Origin of the sequence: Chryseobacterium sp. R2A-55 (assembly GCF_021401085.1) — a bacterium.
GTDB lineage: Bacteria > Bacteroidota > Bacteroidia > Flavobacteriales > Weeksellaceae > Kaistella.
Map to the genome: position 1 here is coordinate 233800 of NZ_JACBFP010000001.1, position 20779 is coordinate 254578.

At 39.6% G+C, this 20779-nt stretch carries 17 protein-coding genes; 12 read left to right on the top strand and 5 right to left on the bottom strand.

Going from position 1 to position 20779, the window contains the following annotated elements:
• Window positions 1–28 precede the first annotated feature (28 nt).
• From L0951_RS01085 to L0951_RS01095, 3 genes are all read right to left on the bottom strand, one after another.
• Window positions 29–1135 (bottom strand): NAD(P)/FAD-dependent oxidoreductase, encoded by a 1107-nt coding sequence (locus tag L0951_RS01085; protein WP_234108816.1) that lies wholly within the window; start codon window positions 1133–1135, stop codon window positions 29–31.
• Window positions 1136–1334: 199 nt separating this feature from the next.
• A complete protein-coding gene (gene glgP / locus L0951_RS01090) occupies window positions 1335–2999 on the bottom strand; it encodes an alpha-glucan family phosphorylase (RefSeq protein ID WP_234108819.1) in 1665 nt (554 codons plus the stop codon).
• Between the two features lie 62 nt (window positions 3000–3061).
• Window positions 3062–3862, bottom strand: coding sequence for a DUF3667 domain-containing protein (locus tag L0951_RS01095; protein WP_234108821.1), 801 nt, complete (start codon window positions 3860–3862; stop codon window positions 3062–3064).
• Between the two features lie 130 nt (window positions 3863–3992).
• Here L0951_RS01095 and L0951_RS01100 point away from each other — a divergent pair, with 130 nt between their 5' ends.
• From L0951_RS01100 to mtaB, 4 genes are all read left to right on the top strand, one after another.
• Window positions 3993–4790, top strand: coding sequence for a hypothetical protein (locus L0951_RS01100; RefSeq protein ID WP_234108823.1), 798 nt, complete (start codon window positions 3993–3995; stop codon window positions 4788–4790).
• Between the two features lie 214 nt (window positions 4791–5004).
• On the top strand, window positions 5005–5595 hold the full coding sequence (locus L0951_RS01105; protein WP_234108825.1) for a DUF1572 family protein: 591 nt from the start codon (window positions 5005–5007) through the stop codon (window positions 5593–5595).
• A 131-nt stretch (window positions 5596–5726) separates the two neighbouring features.
• Entirely contained in the window at window positions 5727–6308 is a 582-nt protein-coding gene (locus L0951_RS01110; RefSeq protein ID WP_234108826.1) for a cysteine dioxygenase, read from the top strand.
• A 138-nt stretch (window positions 6309–6446) separates the two neighbouring features.
• The gene (gene mtaB / locus L0951_RS01115; protein WP_234108827.1) at window positions 6447–7796 is read left to right on the top strand and encodes a tRNA (N(6)-L-threonylcarbamoyladenosine(37)-C(2))-methylthiotransferase MtaB; all 1350 of its coding nucleotides are present in this window, start codon (window positions 6447–6449) and stop codon (window positions 7794–7796) included.
• 5 nt (window positions 7797–7801) lie between these two features.
• Here mtaB and dgt read toward each other — a convergent pair whose 3' ends face one another.
• Window positions 7802–9157 (bottom strand): dGTP triphosphohydrolase, encoded by a 1356-nt coding sequence (gene dgt / locus L0951_RS01120; RefSeq protein WP_234108830.1) that lies wholly within the window; start codon window positions 9155–9157, stop codon window positions 7802–7804.
• A gap of 644 nt (window positions 9158–9801) precedes the next feature.
• Entirely contained in the window at window positions 9802–12660 is a 2859-nt protein-coding gene (gcvP, locus tag L0951_RS01125) for an aminomethyl-transferring glycine dehydrogenase (RefSeq protein WP_234108833.1), read from the bottom strand.
• A 222-nt stretch (window positions 12661–12882) separates the two neighbouring features.
• Between gcvP and fbp the strand changes: the two genes are divergently transcribed.
• From fbp to L0951_RS01165, 8 genes are all read left to right on the top strand, one after another.
• Window positions 12883–13899: a class 1 fructose-bisphosphatase gene (fbp, locus tag L0951_RS01130; protein WP_234108835.1), complete on the top strand. Its 1017-nt coding sequence runs from the start codon at window positions 12883–12885 to the stop codon at window positions 13897–13899.
• Between the two features lie 67 nt (window positions 13900–13966).
• On the top strand, window positions 13967–14998 hold the full coding sequence (gene menC, locus L0951_RS01135; protein ID WP_234108836.1) for an o-succinylbenzoate synthase: 1032 nt from the start codon (window positions 13967–13969) through the stop codon (window positions 14996–14998).
• A gap of 761 nt (window positions 14999–15759) precedes the next feature.
• Window positions 15760–16995, top strand: coding sequence for a hypothetical protein (locus L0951_RS01140; protein ID WP_234108843.1), 1236 nt, complete (start codon window positions 15760–15762; stop codon window positions 16993–16995).
• A 16-nt stretch (window positions 16996–17011) separates the two neighbouring features.
• The gene (locus L0951_RS01145; protein WP_234108844.1) at window positions 17012–17512 is read left to right on the top strand and encodes a hypothetical protein; all 501 of its coding nucleotides are present in this window, start codon (window positions 17012–17014) and stop codon (window positions 17510–17512) included.
• 93 nt (window positions 17513–17605) lie between these two features.
• Window positions 17606–18082: a hypothetical protein gene (locus L0951_RS01150; protein ID WP_234108848.1), complete on the top strand. Its 477-nt coding sequence runs from the start codon at window positions 17606–17608 to the stop codon at window positions 18080–18082.
• Window positions 18083–18085: 3 nt separating this feature from the next.
• A complete protein-coding gene (locus L0951_RS01155; protein WP_234108850.1) occupies window positions 18086–19036 on the top strand; it encodes a DUF6175 family protein in 951 nt (316 codons plus the stop codon).
• 4 nt (window positions 19037–19040) lie between these two features.
• The gene (locus L0951_RS01160; RefSeq protein WP_234108852.1) at window positions 19041–19973 is read left to right on the top strand and encodes a hypothetical protein; all 933 of its coding nucleotides are present in this window, start codon (window positions 19041–19043) and stop codon (window positions 19971–19973) included.
• Between the two features lies 1 nt (window position 19974).
• Window positions 19975–20583 carry a porin family protein gene (locus L0951_RS01165; protein WP_234108854.1) on the top strand — a complete coding sequence of 203 codons (609 nt, stop codon included), beginning with the start codon at window positions 19975–19977 and terminating at the stop codon, window positions 20581–20583.
• Window positions 20584–20779 lie beyond the last annotated feature (196 nt).

Consider the following 20779-nt stretch of genomic DNA (forward strand, 5'->3'; position numbering starts at 1 on the left):
ATCCGCAGATTCTTTTTGAAATTAAAAATCATAGAATTTCCGCAACCCTATCACCAATTTTCGGAGCGAGTGCAACACCCATTCCGGAAAGTCGCACTGCAGCAATTTGTCTTTCGGAAACTTTAGTAATAATGGGCGATTTCTCCTTTCCCATCGCCATAATTCCGCTCCACCGGTTTGAAATCTGGAAATCCTGATTTGGAATGACTACTGTTTTCAAGAAGTTCTCGAGATGGTTTTGAAGGAAATCTGTAGTGTCCAGCGAATCCGTTTCTTCATTCTTCAAATCTTGATTTCTGCCACCTCCCAAGAGAACGCGGTTTCCCAGATTTCGGAAATAATAAAACCCTTCGTCATAATGGAAAGTTCCCCTTAATTTCAAATTTTCGATAGGTCCGGTCAAAAGAATTTGTCCACGCGCGGGTACCAAATCGATTTCCGGAAGTAGATTTTTGGTAAATGCATTGGTTGCAATGACAATTTTTTCAGCTTCAATTTCGAAATCTTGAGCAATAATTTTTACTGAATTTTTGTTTTCATTAATGTCTAAGATCTCTGTTCCCAAGAGGAACTCAACCCCTAAGATCTGGCATTTTTCCAAAAGTTTCTGCAATAACTTGCCGGAATGCAGCGAACCTTCGATGGAGTTTTCGATCAAAAATCGGGAGTTTCCTAATCCGACTTCTTTCAGTTTACTTTGATTTAAAGCATAGGTTTTCGTTAAACCTGTGATGGATTTCAACTTTTCGTTAACTTCATCAATTCTCTGTAAAGGTGCTTCATCATTAATGATTTCAAATCCGCCGCATAACTCGAAATCGATTTCATCGGCTTTGAAATCATTCTGGATTTTCTTCAAACCTTCCAACCTCAACTTTACCAATTCCAAAGTTTTTTCCCACCCCATCTTTTCGGAATCGGAAATCACTTCCGTCAAACTTCCAAAACATGCGAAACCGGCATTTCTGGTGGATGCGCCGATTGGAACAGCACTTCTGTCCACCACCAGAACTGATCTCTCCGGATACTTTTCTTTCACCGAAATCGCAGTCCATAATCCGGTAAAACCTGCTCCCACAATGATCACATCCCGTTTTCTATAAAATGTTTCGAGTTCCCAAATACTTGGATTCATACTGGTTTTGTTTTGAATAAAAATAGGAATAAATTTTGAGTTCAAATGGCTTCAAAACCGGGATTTTTTTAAGTCTTGCTGAAGTCACTTTTTTTTATTAAAAAGCGCACTTTCTTTGACCATATTCAGTACAAGAAAGCGCGCCCCATTGGTTTTTTAGAAATATTATCGACTATAATCAGTCAATTCGGAGTATCTATTATTTAAACTCTTCGTAGATCTTTTTGTAATATTCATCGGCCATTCTATCGGAATTGAAAAATCCTTTCACATCATCCATGGCATTTTGCTGAATCCTTCGCCATTGATCAGGATTATCGTAATAAATCGGGAGAATCTCATTTTCCAGAACATGATACAGATTTTCCAGATCATACTGATCTTGATCATAAACACTGAGCACATGATAATCCGCTTGTGGGACGACGAATCCGTTGATTCCTTTTTTCACAAATTCCGGAATCCATCCATCATCGGTGGACAAGTTCACTGATCCGTTCATTGCGGCCGTCATTCCAGAAGTTCCGGATGCTTCTCTTGGAACACGTGGATTGTTCAGCCACAAATCAGAACCTTGTTTCAGCAATTTGCTCAAAGAAAGTTCATAACCTGTGAGCACCGCCATATTTTTGAAATATTTACTTTCTTCAACCAGCGTATTGAAGGTAGAAATTGCGGAGTAATCCATTGGATAAGGCTTTCCGGCCCAAATAATCTGAACCGGATATTTCGGATTGTTGAGCAAGCGCTCAAAACGTGCTTTGTCATGCAGCAACAAATCTGCTCTTTTATAACCGGCAAATCTCCTTGCCCAAACAATGGTGAAGACATTCTCGTCAAATAAATTCCCTGTTTGATCTGCCACAGTCTTGAACAAACGCTTTTTCAAATGTTTTTTTCTGAAATCGAACAAAGTTTTATCGTCTTCGTCTTTGGCACTGTACAATGGTTTGTCTGACCAGTATTTAAATTCCTGTGCGTTCGTTATCGACTTGATTTCGCAGATTCCAGGATATTTACTCCACATCAATCGGGAAACTTCGCCGTGAAGCTGGGAAACACCATTGGCAACTCTGGCCATTCTCAAAGCGCAAAGCGAATGATTGAAACGGTCATCTTCCACTCCTTCGATTGTTTTCACCTCATCAATCGTCAATCCTGAAAAATAGGACATATCGTGACACCTGAAGATATTATGTTTTTCATTTCCTGCCTCTTCAGGAGTATGCGTGGTGAAAACCAGTTTTTCTTTCACTTTTGCCAAATCGCCCCCGAATTTTTTCAATAGGTAAAACGCCGCTGGAAGTCCATGTGCCTCATTCAAATGATAAACATCTCTCTCGAAGTTCATCATATCCAACAGTTTCGCGCCCCCTTTACCGAGCAAAATATATTGCGCAATTTTGGTAGATTCGTTGGCGTCATAAAGCCGGTGACAAATGGTTTTGGAAATGTGGTCGTTTTCAGGAACGTCTGTGGAAAGAAAGAACATCGGTGCGGTGTGGAAAATCTCCGGATCCAGGTAATAAACCTTTACCCAAACTGGTGCGGAATGAATCTCAATCTGAAATTTAATTCCTGTATCCTGCAAAAAGGAATACATTTTCCTGGTCCAGGTAGGTTGCAAAGTCTGGTCGTGGTTTCTAGCCTGGTCATAGTATCCAAACTTCCACAGAATTCCGATTCCCACCAAATCCTGTTTCAGGTTGTATGCGCTCCTCATGTGGGAACCCGCAAGGAATCCCAGTCCGCCGGAATATATTTTCAGCGCCTGATCAATGGCGAACTCCATGGAGAAATAGGCGACTTTTTTTGAATAATTGGAGTTGATGCCAAAAGGCATTTGAAAGTTGTTAAAATCCATTTTGTACTTTGATTAAAGCCGCAAATTTAAAGATTTTAATCCTCTTTTAAAGTTAATTTTTATCATCTAGCCTGAAAAATGATCGCGAAAATGAAGACTAAAACGAGCCCCACAAAAATGGCGTAGTAAATAAAAAGTGCCAAGAACGTTCGCAGCGCAATGCTTATTTTTCCGCTTTTATTGAAAAACTGAAGCATGGTCCACAAAATCAAACCAAATAAACAAAGAAAGAACAGGCTGTTTAAATTGGCAATTTTTTTGGCAAGTACGATCAGAATAATATACAGCACCATTCCCTGACCGGTAACGAAGCTGGAAATCACCAACCATTCGGGAAAATTGAGTCTGAATTTTCGGAAAGCCACCCAAAATGCAAATGCAAAAAACGGAACCATCAAAAGCATCGAAATGGCAAAATGCGCATTGATCCAAGTCACCACGATATTGAAGTTTTCTCCGATTGAGTTTGCAATCTTCAAGAATTTTTCGTCTTGGATTTCGCCGGTTTTATCTAACCCATTTACTGAAACCGTATTGCCCATCAGATATTTTCCGCCATTGATCCAGTGATTCAGAAGAACCGTGACGGTTGCAAGAATCATGATCAAAAGAGCCGGCTTAAAGTGGCTTTGTCTTTTCCCTTCGATATATTCCCGAATGGTATGTCCCGGTCTGGTAAAAAGTTCCTTGATGGTGTATAAAATTCCTTTGTCAACATGAAAAATTCCATGCTGGATTTCATGCAGCAGGAAATGGTAATTGATTCGATGAACATCTGCTCTCTGTCCGCAATTGTGACAAAATTTCTGTTCTAAAATCAGGTGCTGACAACAGTTTTTGCAATATTTTTCTCTCTTTTCCAAAGCAAAAGTTTTCGTAAAATTAATTTATTTCTACATGAATTCAATCTTAAATTTTCCATTAGTTGACCGATGTATTGTTTTTTTTCTTAACTTTAAAATCGTAAAATATTGGTTTTCAAAATTTAATGTGATGAAAAAAGTATTTTCCGAAGAAGATTTGATTAAAAATCTGTCCTTGTATTACCTGAACCGACATCTGAAAAAGAAGCCGATGGAAAAATATCACCGCGAAATCGATGATTCTACCCTTCATGAGCGAGACAAATACAGGAAAAAATCTGAAATACTCTTACTCAATTCCTTCCTTCATCACTTTCCTGAAGTCCAGTTTGAAAACCTTACTTGCGAAAGTCCCGACTTCATCGCCAAACTCCATGACAAGAAAATAGGAATCGAACTCACCGAAGTCATCAATCACCTTGAAACCAAGAAAGTGGAAAGCCAGCTCAACAAAATTTTCCGTGAGGTAGAATTATTGCTCGAAAAAGAAGACACCCCGAAATACCGCGGTGTCTATTTTTTGGAATTTCGGAACCTTTCGAAACTTGATCTTCTTGAAAAACAAACGGAAATAGTGCAAAACATAGGAAACTGCATCAGAAAAGGCAAAGCTTTTGGTTGCGTGAAAAAAATCCGAAAATCAAAGCACCGAAGAAATGTGTTCATCACCTATGATTTTAATTTGGGACTTTTCGACGGACTTTGCTCGGAAAAAATCATTGAACTCATCGAGAAGAAAAACCATAAATTCCCTTATTACGACAGCACTGTGGACGAATGTTGGCTCGTGATCGTTTCGGATATGAATTCTCTTGCATCGCGCTACACCTTTATTCAAAACAAGGAAAATCTGCAGAAAATCCAGTCGCCTTTCGATAAAATATTTCACCTGGAAAACCTCTGCGGAAATTTAACTTATATCAAATAGTTATCCATATTACGCAATTGTTTCGGTGTCTTTCTTAAGTTTTCAAAATAAACCTAATTTAGATTTCCCCGTCCCTAAAGACTGCTAATTTAGGTCAAAGGTATTGGATTTCACTTTTGCTTAGACCATAAAGGAAATTTGCCATCATCGATTAACTTGATATTAATCTGGCAATCTCGGATCTTTTGTAAATTTGATAGAAAAATTAATTGAAATGAAAGATTTATTCATCAAACGATTTCTTTACTATAAAGAACTTGGCGACAACACTTTTGGCCAGCTCAATGACGAAGAAGTTTTGTGGCAATTTAATCCAGAAAGCAATTCAATAGCGACCATCGTGAAACATATTTCCGGGAACATGCTTTCCAGATGGACGAATTTTCTGACCGAAGATGGCGAGAAAGAATGGCGAAACAGGGATTCTGAATTCGAAAACGACATCCATTCAAAAGACGAAATGATAGAAATTTGGGAAAAGGGCTGGAAAGTTTTCATGGATTCTCTGCACCAAATCAATGACGAAACATGGCTCAAAGAAATCACCATTCGGGGTGAAAAACATTCCGTTTTAGATGCCGTTTTGAGGCAACTTGCTCATTATCCTTACCACATTGGTCAAATTGTTTATGTGGCTAAGATGTTGAAGGACGACCATTGGAAAACGCTTTCCATCGCAAGAAATAAGTCACAGGAATTCAATAAAGAAATTTTGAAAAAGCAAAAACCAGAAAACATCCAACAAAATTCCTCGCCGGTTTGCTATGCAAAAAGTAGCGAAGTCCGTGACGATTATAAGATTTGAAAACCAGCAATATGACCATAAAATCATCTCAAAAATTTTACTGATAAAAATCAAGGTTGACATAAATCAACACTTTGCAGCACCCTATTTCAGCATACCGTAACTACTTTTGTACTACCAAATTACACAACATGAAGAATACGGCTGGATTACAGAGTTTAAAGCAGGTTTTGGATGACTTAGCCACCAAAAAACCTCTTAGCTTCGAGGAAATTTGCGACTTGCTGTTTACCTACGACTATAACGATTTCAATAAGATCTTTCCGCTTTCTCAAACTAAAGTGGAAAATGGAACCTACCTGAGAATTCCGATTTACAGCGGCGAGGTTGTCGCATTCATCATGCTTTGGGGAATCGACAACTGTTCGGCGATTCATGATCACGGCAATTACGACGGAAGAATCAAAATCCTGAAAGGTAGTTTGACGGAAGTCAGTTACCGGAAAAATTCAAACTTCATCGAATATGACGCGCGAACTTTTGCTAACCAAGGCGAAATCTTCGCGGAGGAAATGGGCGGAATCCATTCGATCATCAATAATTCCGATGAAATTTCAGCAAGTCTGCATATTTACAGAACCAGCAAACTCAACCTGGAAGACTGCAAATTATTTGACACTGAAAACAGGAGAATCGCGATACTTTCCAGCAAAGCAACATCTTGTTCATGGGATCTTTCACCTGATTGCTACAAGGAAATCTCTTATATTTAGGATATAATATCTTTACATATCAAATTAAATTTTTTCATTATTAACCACAACTTCGGTAGTGGTTTTTTCTTTTTATATTCTGATGAATATATCCGAATAATGATAAAATAATTTCCGTAAATTTGCCCTCTCAAAATTATGAAACCTTCTACCCACAAAACCGCTGCTTTTCATACACTTGGCTGCAAATTAAATTTTGCGGAAACTTCCACCATTGCACGTCAACTGACGGATGCCGGTTATGAAAAAGTGAGTTTCGACGATAAAGCAGATGTCTATATCATCAATACCTGCTCGGTGACGGAAACCGCCGACAAAGAATGTAGGTTCCATGTAAAACGTGCCATGAAAGCAAATCCGGATGGTTTGGTAATCATCATCGGTTGCTACGCACAATTGAAACCTGAAGAAATTGCCGGAATGGAAGGAGTTGACATGGTTTTGGGCGCTACTGAAAAGTTCAACATCCTAAGTTACCTAGACGATTTGCAAAAATCCCAATCAAGCGGAATCGTTCATTCCTGCGAGATTGACGAAGCAGACTTCTTCATCGGGAGCTACTCGATTGGCGATCGAACAAGGGCGTTTCTAAAAGTTCAGGATGGCTGCGATTACAAATGTACATATTGCACGATTCCATTGGCAAGAGGGATTTCCCGTTCGGACACCATTAAAAACGTCATTAAAAACGCCAAAGAAATAGCAGAAAAAGGAATCAAGGAAATCGTTTTAACCGGCGTAAACATTGGCGATTACGGAAAAGGCGAATTTGGGAACAAGAAGCACGAACATACTTTTCTGGACTTGATTTCCGAACTCGACAAAGTGGATGGAATTGAAAGAATCCGGATTTCTTCGATTGAGCCTAACCTTTTGAAGGATGAAAGTATAGATTTGGTTTCAAAATCCAAGAGTTTCGTCCCTCATTTCCATATTCCGCTGCAAAGTGGAAGCGATGAACTTCTGAAAAAAATGAAGCGCCGCTATTTGACCAGACTTTACACAGACAGAATCTCCAAAATCCGTGAAGTGATGCCGGATGCCTGCATCGGAGTGGATGTGATCGTGGGATTTCCGGGCGAAACCGATGAAGAGTTTTTGAAAACTTATCATTTTCTAAACCAACTTCCGATTTCCTATCTGCACGTTTTTACCTATTCAGAAAGAGAAAACACCGAAGCTGCCAATATGGAAGGCTTTGTTCCCATTGCAGACCGAAAGAAACGAAACAAAATGCTCCGAATTCTTTCCGAGAAAAAGAAAATGGCATTCTACCAAACCCAGCTTGGCAAAACGCTTCCCGTACTTTGGGAACACGACAACAAGGACGGATTCATGCATGGTTTCACCGAAAATTACGTGCGCGTTCAAAAACCTTACGACGAAAATTCGGTAAATCGGATCGAATTTTTAAAACTCAACAAAATTGAAAACGATGGTACGGTTTCTGTGATTGCCACCTTCGAGGAATTTTTAGCTAAAGTTTAAATCGCTTACATCGTCATTCCAATATCTATTCCCTTGATTTTCCGGTAAAGATCGGTCGCGAAATTATCCGTCATTCCAGATACAAAATCGATAATACCGAGCACTTTCTGGTAATCGGTTCCGTCTTCATAAAAGAATTGTTTTGGCAGGAGTTTCAAAGCCATTTTGTCGTAGGATTTCCGTGTGGATTTTTCCTTTAAAACAGGTGGAATAAAATGGTCTAAAAGCTCGTACATCACGTTGTATCCGGCGTTTTCAATTTCCACGACTGCTTTGTGTCCATAAATTTTTTCAATGGAAAAAGATTCGATTTCCTGTAGGGATTTGTTTTCGGATTTGTAGATATCCAGCAAGGCTTTGTCTAAAGTCCCATTCAAAACCCGATCGAAATTTTGCTGGTAGATTTCCAAAGAATTGTTGATTAATGCGTTGATCACTTTCGCCCTTAAATAGGAAATCCGCTCATTCGCATTCGTTAGGATTGCCAATTTGTCTTCTACCCTTTTCGTGTTTTGGTTTTCGGATTTGATGAGTTCGAAAAACAGGTTCTCACAATCGGAAGTGGATACAATTCCCAACCGGTGCGCATCTTCCATATCGATGATGTTGTAGCAAATATCGTCTGCTGCTTCCACGAGCCAAACAAACGGATGCCTTTTAAATATCACCGGTTCCGAACTTTCCTGAATCAAATTCATGGATTGGGCAACCGCCAAAAAAGTCTCTTTTTCATTCTGGAAAAACCCGAATTTCTTACGGTGAATCATTCCGTTCTGCTTTGCCACCGCTTCGCACGGATATTTCGCAATACTCGCCAAAGTGGAAAAAGTGAGCTGGGTTCCCCCTTCGTCTTTCCCGTTTTGTTGGTTGGTCAAAACCCGGATTGCATTTGCGTTTCCTTCAAAATTTACCAAATCTGCCCACTCTTTTTCGGAAAACTTCAGCTTTAAATCTTTTTCATTTTTGTCGAAATAACTTGCAATGGCATCCTCGCCGGAATGTCCGAACGCCGGATTCCCTACATCGTGGCAAAGACAAGCCGCGGCAATGACATTGTGAAGATTGTGCTGATAAAAATTCTTGGAATCTTCATTCAAATATTTTTCAAAATCTTTAACGATAAATTCACCGACCGCACTTCCCAAACTTCGGCCAACAGAGGAAACTTCCAAAGAATGTGTCAATCGGTTATGCACGAAAACGCTTCCCGGAAGTGGAAAAACCTGGGTTTTGTTTTGTAATCTTCTGAACGCGGACGAAAAAATAATCCGGTCGAAATCCCTTTGAAAATCCGTTCTGGAAACGATGTTTTGGGGATGGTTACCGGTCCGTTGGTTGCTGAATAGGCTGTTTAAAATCATAACGAGTTATCAAAAATAAGTCTAAATTTTAAGAAAATAGAAAAACTCGGAATGAAATCGCATTTTTGGCTTTTACTCCTGTTCGTTTTTTCTTGCCGGAAAAATGAAAATACCGCTGCCCAAAAGGATACCACCGAAGAAAATTGTTTCATCTCAAAGCAGGGAATTAACCCTGAAAACCAGAAAAAAAAAAGTTGTAATCCCGACCAATGAAGACACTCGGAAAAAACGGCCAGAATACTTTCAAAGGAACAAACTTTCTGATTTTAAACCGTTTTTATATGACCGGAAAAAAAGCCTGATAGAAAATGAAAAGAAATATTTTGAATCCGACACCAATAAAACCAAGTTTTCCAATTGGATAAAAGCATTGCCTGAATATAAATACCTTTCCGTTTTCAGAGATTACGCCGGTGAAACCCCGAAACGGAACAATTTCTGCGGAATGCATAGGTGAGAAATGGAAAGTCTATGAGAAATCCACAGTGAGTTTTGTTGTCATCACTTTGATTTTTATCAAAGTCATAAATATTACACCAAAAAAAATTCCCAGCCTTTCGATTGGGAATTTTAAGATTTTAATAAAAATCGTTCAATGAAAATGACTTCCGGAGCAAAATTCACTCCGCAGGAAATCGATCGTATTACATATACTCCTCAATCGGCGCACACGTACAAATCAAATTTCTGTCACCATAAGCTTCATCCACTCTGGAAACGGATGCGAAGAATTTGTGGTCTCTCACCCAATCCAATGGATATGCTGCTTTTTCGCGGCTGTAAGGCTTGTCCCAAGAATCGGAAATCACGATTTGTTCCGTATGTGGTGCATTTTTCAAGACATTATTCACTGCATCTGCTGTTCCTTCTGCAATTTCCTCGATTTCTTTTTTAATGGAAATCAATGCTTCCACGAAACGGTCCAGTTCAGCTTTGCTTTCGGATTCGGTCGGTTCGATCATCAAAGTTCCGGCAACCGGGAAACTCACCGTTGGTGCGTGGAAACCGTAATCCATCAAACGTTTCGCCACATCTGCAACTTCAATTCCAAGTGGTTTGAACTGTCGGAAATCCACGATACATTCATGGGCAACCCGTCCTTTTGAGTTGGCATAAAGAATTGGAAAATGCTCTGCCAAAACTTCTTTTAAATAATTGGCATTCAGAATCGCGTGTTCTGTCGCTTTTTTCAAACCATCTGTTCCAAGCATTTTGATGTAGGCATATGAAATATTCAACACCAAAGATGAACCAAACGGAGCCGCTGAAATCGCGTCGATAGATTCTTTGGATCCAATTTTAATATTGGGATTTGAAGGAAGGAATTTCACCAAATGTTCCGCAACACAGATTGGTCCCACTCCTGGTCCACCTCCACCATGAGGAATTGCGAAGGTTTTATGCAAGTTAAGATGACAAACATCAGCACCGATATTTCCTGGCGAAGTAAATCCAACCTGTGCATTCATATTGGCACCGTCCATATAGACTTGTCCGCCGTGTTCGTGAATGAGTTTGGTAATTTCAATGATATTGTCATCAAAAAATCCATAAGTTGACGGATAGGTAATCATAGCTGCAGAAAGGTTTTCGCTATGTTGCTCCGCTTTTGCCTTTAAATCTTCAAAATCGATTTCTCCATTTTCAAGGTTTTTCACCACCACCACTTTCATTCCAGCAATCACTGCGGATGCCGGATTTGTTCCATGGGCAGACTGTGGAATCAATACAATATTTCTATGTGCCTCACCTCTGGATTTGTGATATTCCCGGATGACCATTAAACCGGCATATTCTCCTTGTGCTCCGGAATTTGGCTGCAGAGAAGTGCCTGCAAATCCAGTAATTTCTGCCAAATCTTTTTCCAATTCCTGGATTAGAGTCTGGTAACCACCTGCCTGTTCGGTTGGAACAAATGGATGCACTCCGCCCCATTCCGGCCAGGAAAGCGGCAGCATTTCGGTCGCAGCATTGAGTTTCATCGTACAAGACCCAAGCGAAATCATGGAGTGGGTCAAAGACAAATCTTTTCTTTCTAAACGCTTGATGTAGCGCATCAACTCGGTTTCGGTGTGGTATTTATTGAAAACTTCATCAGTAAGGATTTCATCTGTTCTTAGGTATTCTTTTGGAATTTCAATTTCTTCTTTAAAAACCAGTTTGAAACTTTGCCTGTCTTTCACATTGGCAAATGCATCAAACAATATTTGAAGTTTTTCCTTAGTGGTAGCTTCGTTGACGGAAATACTCACCACACCTTCTGTGAAATAATTGAGGTTAATTTTGTGGTCGCGCATGATCTGCATCAAGGTCTTTTTTTCCTCCTCGTGAATTCTGATTTTCACGGTGTCAAAAATAGGCTCTTCCACGGTATCAAAGCCAAGTGCTTTCAACCCGTCCCGCAATGCATTTGCTTTAAAGTGAATTTGGTTAGCGATAAATTCCAATCCTTTGGGGCCATGATAAACGGCATACATTCCGGCCATTACTGCCAAAAGAACCTGTGCCGTACAGATATTTGAGGTAGCTTTTTCCCTTTTAATATGCTGCTCTCTGGTTTGAAGCGCCATTCTCAAGGCCCGTTTTCCATAAGCATCCTGAGAAACACCAATGATTCTTCCGGGAATATCGCGTTTATAATCCTCCTTGCAGGCAAAAAATGCCGCGTGAGGGCCTCCGTAACCCATAGGAATTCCGAATCGCTGAGTAGTTCCCACTGCGCAGTCCGCTCCCATTTCTGCAGGCGACTTCAGTTTCACTAAAGCCATAGGATCACAAGCAACTACTACCTGGAGGTCAAATTCCTTATAGTGCATAATCGCATCTGTGTAGTCCACAATGATTCCATTTTTCCCGGGATATTGCAGCAAAACACCGAAATACGAATCAGTGAACCGGTGATCTTTGTAGTTTCCGACGATGATCTCTATTCCCAAACCTTCTGCTTTTGTTTTCAAAACAGCAATGGTTTGCGGTAAAACCAAATCAGAAACAAAAAATTGAATTGCTCCATTTTTTTTCTGATCTTTCGTTCTGCTCTCGAAAAACATATGCATCGCTTCCGCAGCCGCCGTGGATTCGTCTAAAAGCGAGGCGTTGGCTAAAGGAAGTCCCGTCAAATTGACGATAACAGTCTGGAAATTCAGCAAAGCCTCTAATCTTCCCTGCGCGATTTCCGCCTGATATGGGGTGTAAGCAGTGTACCATGATGGATTTTCCAGAATATTTCTCTGAATTGCACTCGGCAAAATGGTGTTGTGGTATCCAAACCCGATGTAATTGTCAAAGGGTAGATTTTTCTGGGCAAGATCTTTTGAATGCATCAGCATTTCTTGCTCAGAAAGTGCTTTAGAAATGTTTAATTCATTTTTTAAACGGATAGAATCCGGAATGGTCTGAGAAATGAGCTCATCAATTCCCGAAACGCCTATTTTCTTTAACATCGCCTGTTTATCAGCTTCGTTCATGGAAATATGGCGGTTTACAAACTTAGTGGTGTCCATATAATTTCAGTAGATTTTTTTTAAAATATAAGGTTCGTAAAGTTACAAATTTTCACGGAAAGCGGCAATTGGTTTGAGAAAGCAAACAATGATATAAATCTTATTTTTCTAATTTTGAAAAGAGCAGGTTTAAAGGAAGATAATAATCGTGAATCGTAGAATTAATTAGGGGAAATCCAAAGTTTTTTCCGAAATTTGTGGGAAATCTAAAAAAACATGCAATTGACAGATAATTTTCGAACGCTGGGTGAATTTATTATTGACAAACAGGAAGATTTTCAGTATTCCACCGGTGAACTTTCAAGATTATTAAGCGCAATCCGACTCGCCTCAAAAGTGGTGAACCGCGAAGTGAACAAAGCCGGGATCGCAAATATCATCGGGAAAGCGGGTAATGAAAACATTCAGGGTGAAGAACAGCAAAAACTGGACGTACTGGCCAATGAAATCTTCATCGAAGCTTTGTCTCAGCGTGAAGTGGTATGTGGAATCGCATCCGAGGAAACCGACCACTTTATCGAAATCAAATGTGGCACAAACGCACACCTGAGCAAATATGTAGTGTTAATTGATCCTTTAGACGGCTCTTCAAACATCGACGTGAATGTTTCAGTGGGGACTATTTTTTCGATTTACCGCCGGGTAACCGAGCCGGGAACACCTGTGACTCTGGCCGATTTTCTGCAAAAAGGGGTAAATCAAATCGCAGCAGGATACGTGGTTTACGGATCTTCCACGATGATTGTCTACACGACCGGAAATGGGGTAAACGGTTTTACGCTTGATCCAAGTTTAGGAACCTATTATCTTTCACATCCCAATATGACTTTCTCTAAAAAAGGAAAAATTTATTCAATCAATGAGGGAAATTATTTCAAGTTCCCTCAAGGAGTTAAAGATTACATTAAATATTGCCAGAAAGAGGAAGGCGACCGTCCATACACCTCAAGATATATCGGAAGTTTGGTTTCAGATTTTCACCGGAATATGATTAAAGGCGGAATTTATATTTATCCATCCACCTCCCAGTCACCTAACGGCAAACTGAGACTTTTATATGAATGCAATCCCATGGCTTTTTTGGCGGAGCAGGCAGGCGGAAAATGCACAGATGGATTCCGCAGAATTCTGGAAATTCAGCCCACAGAGCTTCACCAGAGAGTTCCCTTTTTTTGCGGAAGTTTAGAGATGGTGGAAAAGGCGGAAGAGTTCATGAGAAACGCTGCCGAAAAAGTATAAAAAACTGAAGCACATTTTCGTAAAGACGCGATTTTTCGCGTCTTTGCTATTAAAATAAACCTGCACCATGAAATCGGCAAAATTTTCAAAATACCTTTTAGAATTTAAAAATCCCAGTGGAACTTCGCGGGGAATCCTGACTACTAAAGAAACTTTCATCCTGGAAATATCCGAAAACGGCAGAAAAGGAATTGGTGAATGTGCAGTTTTCCGGGGATTGAGTTATGATGATGTTCCTGAATATGAACTGAAACTAAAATGGCTTTGCGAAAACATTAATGAAGATTCTGATCTCTTAAAGGAGGAATTACATCTTTTCCCATCCATCTGGTTGGGATACGAACAGGCGACCTTAAATCTGGAACATGGCGGAAACCTTTATTTTCCAAGCCCTTTCACCGAGGGAAAATCTTCCATAAAAATCAACGGCTTAATCTGGATGGGAAATCCGGATTTCATGCAGAAGCAAATCGAAGAAAAGCTGCAGCTCGGTTTCGATTGCATCAAAATGAAAATCGGTACAGATTGGAATGCTGAGAAAGAAATCATAAAAAAGCTGCGGGCTCATTTCCCGAAGGAAAAACTTGAACTGAGAGTGGATGCAAATGGTGCATTCACTTTCAGCGAAGCAAAAATCGTGTTGCAGCAACTTTCAGAATTGGGAGTCCACTCGATCGAACAACCGATAAGAGCCGGAAGCCGGAAAACGAATTCCGGAAATGAAATCGCAGAATTATGTGCGGAAACACCGGTTCCCATCGCTCTGGATGAGGAATTAATCGGCATATTGGATTCTAAAGAAAAGAACGCGCTTTTGGAAAACATCCAACCTCAATATATTATTCTGAAACCATCTCTAATCGGAGGTTTTTCAGGTACAGATGAATGGATTTCACTGGCTGAAAAAATGGGAATCGGCTGGTGGATTACTTCAGCTTTGGAAAGTAATATCGGTTTAAACGCAATTGCACAGTACACGTTCACCAAGAATCCCAAAATTCCGCAAGGATTGGGAACCGGTGGACTTTTTACCAATAATTTTGAGTCCGGTTTGAAATTAATTGGTGATCAACTTTCATTCGTGGGTAATATACTTTGATTTGGCCAGAAATACCTGCGGACCAATCTATTTAACTCATATCCTTCAGTTTTAAGCTGATATTCTTCAGTTTTAAACATATAAATTTCAGCTTTAAACATATAAAACATAGCTTTAACCTTCTTTTTTATGCTTTAAACGTCATTTATTATGCTTTAAGCATATAAATTTCAGCTTTAAACATATAAAATATAGCTTTAAACGTCATTTTTGATGCTTTAACCTTCTTTTTATATGCTTTAACCAAATAAATTACAGCTTTATCCATATAAAACTTAGCCTAAAACTGATATTTATAAATCCTGAACTTCTGTTCTAATCCGGGTCTGTATATCATTGACAAGCGAAAGATCTGGCAGCTTGATATCAATCAAGTCCACATCAGGTTTGCAGATAGACAGATCGCGAATCGCTACCCGACTCCCTCAAAAAACTGACCCACGCAAAGAAGCTCTTCTTCGAAATCAACAATTTCCTTCAATGCATTATTATAGTATCGGTTGTCCTCCACGATGGCTATTCTGATTGACATTTCTAAAGTTTTGAAAAGGCAAATCCCCGCTAAAAACAAAACACACACAATCACCCTTTTGTGTGATATATCAGAATTGCATGGATGTTTTTGTTCCGATAAAAATAACCCTTTTGGGGTATTGCACAGAAATTATCAATAACAGACATTTGAACGCTTTTTGACCCAAAAAAATAAAGGAAAGCCCTTTACCCAATTAATCAAAAAAATTTAAAACCTTAAGACACACATGATGAGAAAATCTACCCTTTTATTGGCAATTTTTTGCACTGTTTTATTTTATGCGCAAAAATATTCCACTTCAAAAAAAGACTCTGTGAGCATTGATTACCGGAGAAGTTCCCTTTCAACTTTCATGCTGGACAATAAATCCATCGAATATGACGAAGCAGTGCAGAATGCATTTATGACCAAATTCACCCCGGATAAATACAATAACCACAATTTACCTGATAATACCCGGTTAATTCCGAAGAATGCTTTGAACATTGATGATGTAAAATATATCGAGAATTACCTCAATGAACAGAAAATCGGAAACGAACTGGTAGCAAAATGGTTCAATCGAAGTAAAGAAGGTGCATTTAATGCCGATTTGGTGCTGAAGCGGGGCTTTTATGATGCCAAGGAACTGGACCGAAAAATCGCGCAGAACACCTCCCGTGGAGAATCATCTCTCGGGGATAAGGGTGCTGAGTTAATTGACAATACTTTCGTCATTGTCATGAAATCCAATTATACCAACAAGGAAAGTATCGCCAAAGGTCTTGGAGCGGGACTTTCACTGCTTTCACAGAGTTTTCTGCAAGAAGGAAACCAGCTTGCGTCTTCGCTGACCGACCTGACAAAACTGACCACCGACACTTTCGGCAAAGGTTTCTGGGTAGGAACCAAATCCTACCTCTTCAAGCTTGTTTGGGATGCAGATACCAGAGATCGCTTCTACAATGAACTTTGGGCAGACAACCAATCGATTACCCCGGAAAAAAAGGCTGCTTTTGATAACGCAGATTTTTTTAAAGTGAAATTTGTGGGCCAAACAAAAACCGGAGCAGATATTCAGTCCACCACACTTTCCGGCAAATCAAACGAGCAGCTGGTGGAAAGAGCCACCATCAAATCATTTGACAAGGCCATCAACAACCTTCAAAGATCCTATGATGTTTTCTCTGTAAAAATCCCAGTATTCACAGTAGATCCTGTCATCACCATTAAAGCCGGCATGAAAGAGGGTATAGACAAGAAATCAAAATTTGATGTTTTAGAGCGTGTCATCAAAGAGGATGGCTCAGAAGAGCTGGTTGTAGTAGGGAAAATGAAAGTGGACACGGACTATCCGATCTGGGACAACAGATATGGTGCAGATGAGGAAAATCCAAACCAAGAAGTAGATGTAACCGTGTTAAGGGTGAGCAAAATGAAAGGCGAAATTGTTCCGGGAATGTTATTAATGCAAACAAACTAAAATACAATAAATTACTATGAAAAAATTAATCCTAATTTTTATCTTGTTTCTATCTGTTAAATCTTTTGCACAGAATGGAAAGAATGACAAAAACACCAGGGAATGGAAATATGAAATTGAATGTGCCGGTGTGGGCCAAGACGGAAGTTATCTGGTAAGGGTTTTCTCTTTCGAAAAAACAAGGAAATTAGTCATTGAACAGGCAAAGAAAAATGCAGTACATGGTGTAATTTTCAAAGGATTCATCGGAAACGCCAATTGCGGATCCCAAAAACCACTGGCCAAAAACCCTAACGCAGAAGCCGAAAATGAGCATTTCTTCAACAATTTCTTTATGGACGGAGGAAAATACATGAAATATGTGACACTCTCTACCGACGGAAATGTAGATCCAAAAGATATCGTGAAAGTAGGAAAAGAATACAAACTCGGTATCATTGTAACCGTTTCAAAAGATCTACTCAGAAAAGATCTGGAAGCTGCCGGAATCATCAAGAGTTTCTCCTCCATGTTCTAAAAAATAACCGGCCGAAGCGAAATCCGGGAAAAAACCCGAAAAGAAAATTTCTTCCAAAAAAAGTATCGGCCCAAAAACCAAAATTATCGGAAAATGAAAAAATTAATACTTATTGTCTCCGCACTTGTTTTTCTGAGCAGCTGTCAAACATACAAGCCAGAATTTGACTTAGGGAATTATTCCCTAAAAACCACCGGCATTAGAAATGAGCTCGACGGGAACCTCCTGGTAAAAGTCTCCGCACGCGGAACCACTTATGAAGAAGTGAAAGCTAACGCACTGAAAACCGCGCTCAACGATATTTTCTTAAAAGGCATCGATCAAGGTCCGAAAGACTGCATCAAACTCCCGCTTTTCCAAAACAGACAGGATGCTCCCGAAACGAAACAATGGCTGCTTGCCTTCTTTTCAAACGAAGGCAATGTGGGCGATTATGCATCCATCTACCGGGAATTTGCCACTTATGAACAAAAGCGCGACTTAAAATATACCCAAAACCAAGCACTAAGTTTTGAAGTCCTGATTAAATACAGTGCTTTGGAAGGTTTGGTAAAAAGACTTAACCCATAAACTATGAAAAAGAAATTATTACCGATTGCGCTAGTGTTGATTGCCCAATCATTTTTTGCACAAGGTGCAAAAAAACCAATCCTAATGCTTTTCCCGGAAGACACTTGGTGTACCAGAAACGGATTTATGGAAAAAGATGGAAATGGTGAAGACCAATGTAATTACACCAGAGCTTTCAAAGAAAGTGATGAACTCACCTTGGTGATGAGCAAAATTGGTGAAATTTTCACAGACCGAACCGATGGGAAATTCAACATCAGAGCATTTGCCCAGAACCAGAAAATCCAGTCTAAAACAAATGCCAGAGCTGCCCTGGAAGGCAAAGACGGGTCACAAATCAAGACTTCCGCCGTGAATGATTTGGTTTCCGGGCAAAGCAATTTTGATTTGGGGATCTATGTGAATTTCTATTTTGCGAAAGAAGGTCCGAAAAATTCTTTGAAATTTGACTTTAATGCCAAAGATAATTACACCGGCGAGCAAGTTGCCAGCTCACCTGACTTAGTCGGAAAATCAACCTATTCTTCCGATATTCTTTCCATGGTAGCAGAAACCATCAATAACAAAGTAGATCCATTTTTTAATCAGATTGAAAACTACTTTACCGATATGGCAGAAAATGGAAGAAAAGCGCAGTTTGTGTTTGGCCTCTTCAATGATATGAAAGAGGACTTCGAAACCGAAATAAACGGGCAGACTCTTGATAACCATATTGAAGATTGGTTCGCCAGCAACGCGGTGAAGGGAAAATACAATCTCACAGAATCTTCGGAAGTGATGCTCAATTTCGAAGAAGTGAGAATCCCGGTTTTTGATGCAAACGGACGTGCGGTAAGTGCCGATATTTTTGCGAGAGGAATCAAGAAAACATTCGAAGCAGCCCCATACAATTTCAAAGTAACCGTGAAAAGAACAGGAATGGGCAAAACATCAATCTACTTTTCAAAAAAATAAAGTCATGAAAACAATAAAATTAATCGCACTTATTCTGGCATTCGCTCCGTTGGGCTTTTTTGCTCAAGATGACACCGGCATCGAAATTTCCACCGCAGCGGGTTCTAGTGATTTAGCACAAACCTATTCAAGCCTTATTGAGAATAAACTGGGAAGCCTGCTCGCCCAAAACGGAATCGTTCGTGGAATTAATTCTCAATTCGAAATATCAACCGATTTTAATGTTTTGAACACCAAAACGGCCGGTGGAGCACCGCCGATGTACATTTACGAAATTATGTTCACCACAAAAATCATGAATATTGTGGACAAAAACACCTACGCACAGGTGTCTAAAGTATCAAACGGTGTGGGAAATACTTTGGCAAAAGCAGTGAATAACGCCATCAACCAAATGAATTTCGATACACCAGAATATCACAATTTCTTAGCCTCCGCCAAAACAAAGATCGTAGATTATTATGCGAAAAATTGCTCCACGATTATCAATGAAGTAAACATGCTCGAAAAAACAAATCAGTACGATTTTGCGCTCTATAAACTTACTTCAATTCCATCTGCAGCAAAAAGCTGCTATTCCCAGGCAATGGCAAAAGCACAGGCGGTATATGTGAAGAAAATAAATTATGAATGTAAATCCAATCTTGCACAGGCAAAAATGGAATGGAGCAAAAATCCTAATGCCGAAGGTGCAGAAGCCGCTACTGCTTATCTGTCGCAGATTGACCCAAGTTCATCATGTTTCAAGGAGGTGGAAACATTTTCAAAATCAGTCGGGGCAAGAATGAAAGAAATCGACGGCAGAGAATGGAACGTCTATTATGAAAAAGAAGTGGGTCTGGAAAAAGACAGAATCCAAGCCATCAAAGAAATCGGAAAAGCTTTCGGTGCGGGACAACCGAAACAAGTAATCCATAACACCAAAATAAAGTTATAGCATGAAAAAACTATTTTTAAGACTTTTCACACTTATTGCATTCATGATGTTCACCGGTACTCAGGCGCAGAAAACCAGCAAGTACAAAAAAAGCTCAGGTCCAGAATTTAAATTTGGGGCGCTGGTTGGTGCAAACTATGCCAACATGAGCGGTTGGGATTCTTCTGAAACCGATCCCAAAGGTATCTTTGGAATCAACGCCGGAATGTATACTTACTATCAATTCAGTGAAAAAATAGGTCTGCAACTGGAAGTATCCTATGCAAATTTCGGATCCGATGTGAAACTTAAAGCTTCAGGGACCACCTTAAGGGAAAGAATTGATTATGTAGCAATCCCACTTCTCTTGAAGCCGCGATTTGATAATTTTTACCTTACTGCGGGACCTCAATTAATGATTATGCTGTCTGCAAAAGAAGACGGACACGATATCAAAGATAGTTTGAACAACACAGATTTCGGTTTGACGGGCGGTTTGGGATATTACTTCACCGATAATTTTGGTATTGATTTAAGGTATGTTCACGGAATGTCAGACATTTTTAAAGACAGTCCTTATGAAAAATTAACCAACACTGCATTTGCAGGAAGGATATTCTATCAGTTTTAATGGTTGAGCGTTAGTTTACCATCTGAAACTATTGATTTCACGTACCTAATAAAAAAAAATCAGATTTACTCATGCACTGCCAAAGTTTAAAACTTTCGCAGTGCATTTTTTGTACACCGACCAGTCAAATACTGCACCTAGTGCTTTCATGAGATTCCAGATTAGCGGTAGTTTTTCCTTTCCGCAAGAATCCCTA

Excerpts from the sequence above, each read along its gene's own strand:
- L0951_RS01085 (WP_234108816.1), bottom strand. The coding sequence starts at position 1,135 with ATGAATCCAAGTATTTGGGAACTCGAAACATTTTATAGAAAACGGGAT.
- glgP (WP_234108819.1), bottom strand. The coding sequence starts at position 2,999 with ATGGATTTTAACAACTTTCAAATGCCTTTTGGCATCAACTCCAATTAT.
- L0951_RS01100 (WP_234108823.1), top strand. The coding sequence starts at position 3,993 with ATGAAAAAAGTATTTTCCGAAGAAGATTTGATTAAAAATCTGTCCTTG.
- L0951_RS01105 (WP_234108825.1), top strand. The coding sequence starts at position 5,005 with ATGAAAGATTTATTCATCAAACGATTTCTTTACTATAAAGAACTTGGC.
- L0951_RS01110 (WP_234108826.1), top strand. The coding sequence starts at position 5,727 with ATGAAGAATACGGCTGGATTACAGAGTTTAAAGCAGGTTTTGGATGAC.
- mtaB (WP_234108827.1), top strand. The coding sequence starts at position 6,447 with ATGAAACCTTCTACCCACAAAACCGCTGCTTTTCATACACTTGGCTGC.
- dgt (WP_234108830.1), bottom strand. The coding sequence starts at position 9,157 with ATGATTTTAAACAGCCTATTCAGCAACCAACGGACCGGTAACCATCCC.
- gcvP (WP_234108833.1), bottom strand. The coding sequence starts at position 12,660 with ATGGACACCACTAAGTTTGTAAACCGCCATATTTCCATGAACGAAGCT.
- menC (WP_234108836.1), top strand. The coding sequence starts at position 13,967 with ATGAAATCGGCAAAATTTTCAAAATACCTTTTAGAATTTAAAAATCCC.
- L0951_RS01140 (WP_234108843.1), top strand. The coding sequence starts at position 15,760 with ATGATGAGAAAATCTACCCTTTTATTGGCAATTTTTTGCACTGTTTTA.
- L0951_RS01145 (WP_234108844.1), top strand. The coding sequence starts at position 17,012 with ATGAAAAAATTAATCCTAATTTTTATCTTGTTTCTATCTGTTAAATCT.
- L0951_RS01150 (WP_234108848.1), top strand. The coding sequence starts at position 17,606 with ATGAAAAAATTAATACTTATTGTCTCCGCACTTGTTTTTCTGAGCAGC.
- L0951_RS01155 (WP_234108850.1), top strand. The coding sequence starts at position 18,086 with ATGAAAAAGAAATTATTACCGATTGCGCTAGTGTTGATTGCCCAATCA.
- L0951_RS01160 (WP_234108852.1), top strand. The coding sequence starts at position 19,041 with ATGAAAACAATAAAATTAATCGCACTTATTCTGGCATTCGCTCCGTTG.
- L0951_RS01165 (WP_234108854.1), top strand. The coding sequence starts at position 19,975 with ATGAAAAAACTATTTTTAAGACTTTTCACACTTATTGCATTCATGATG.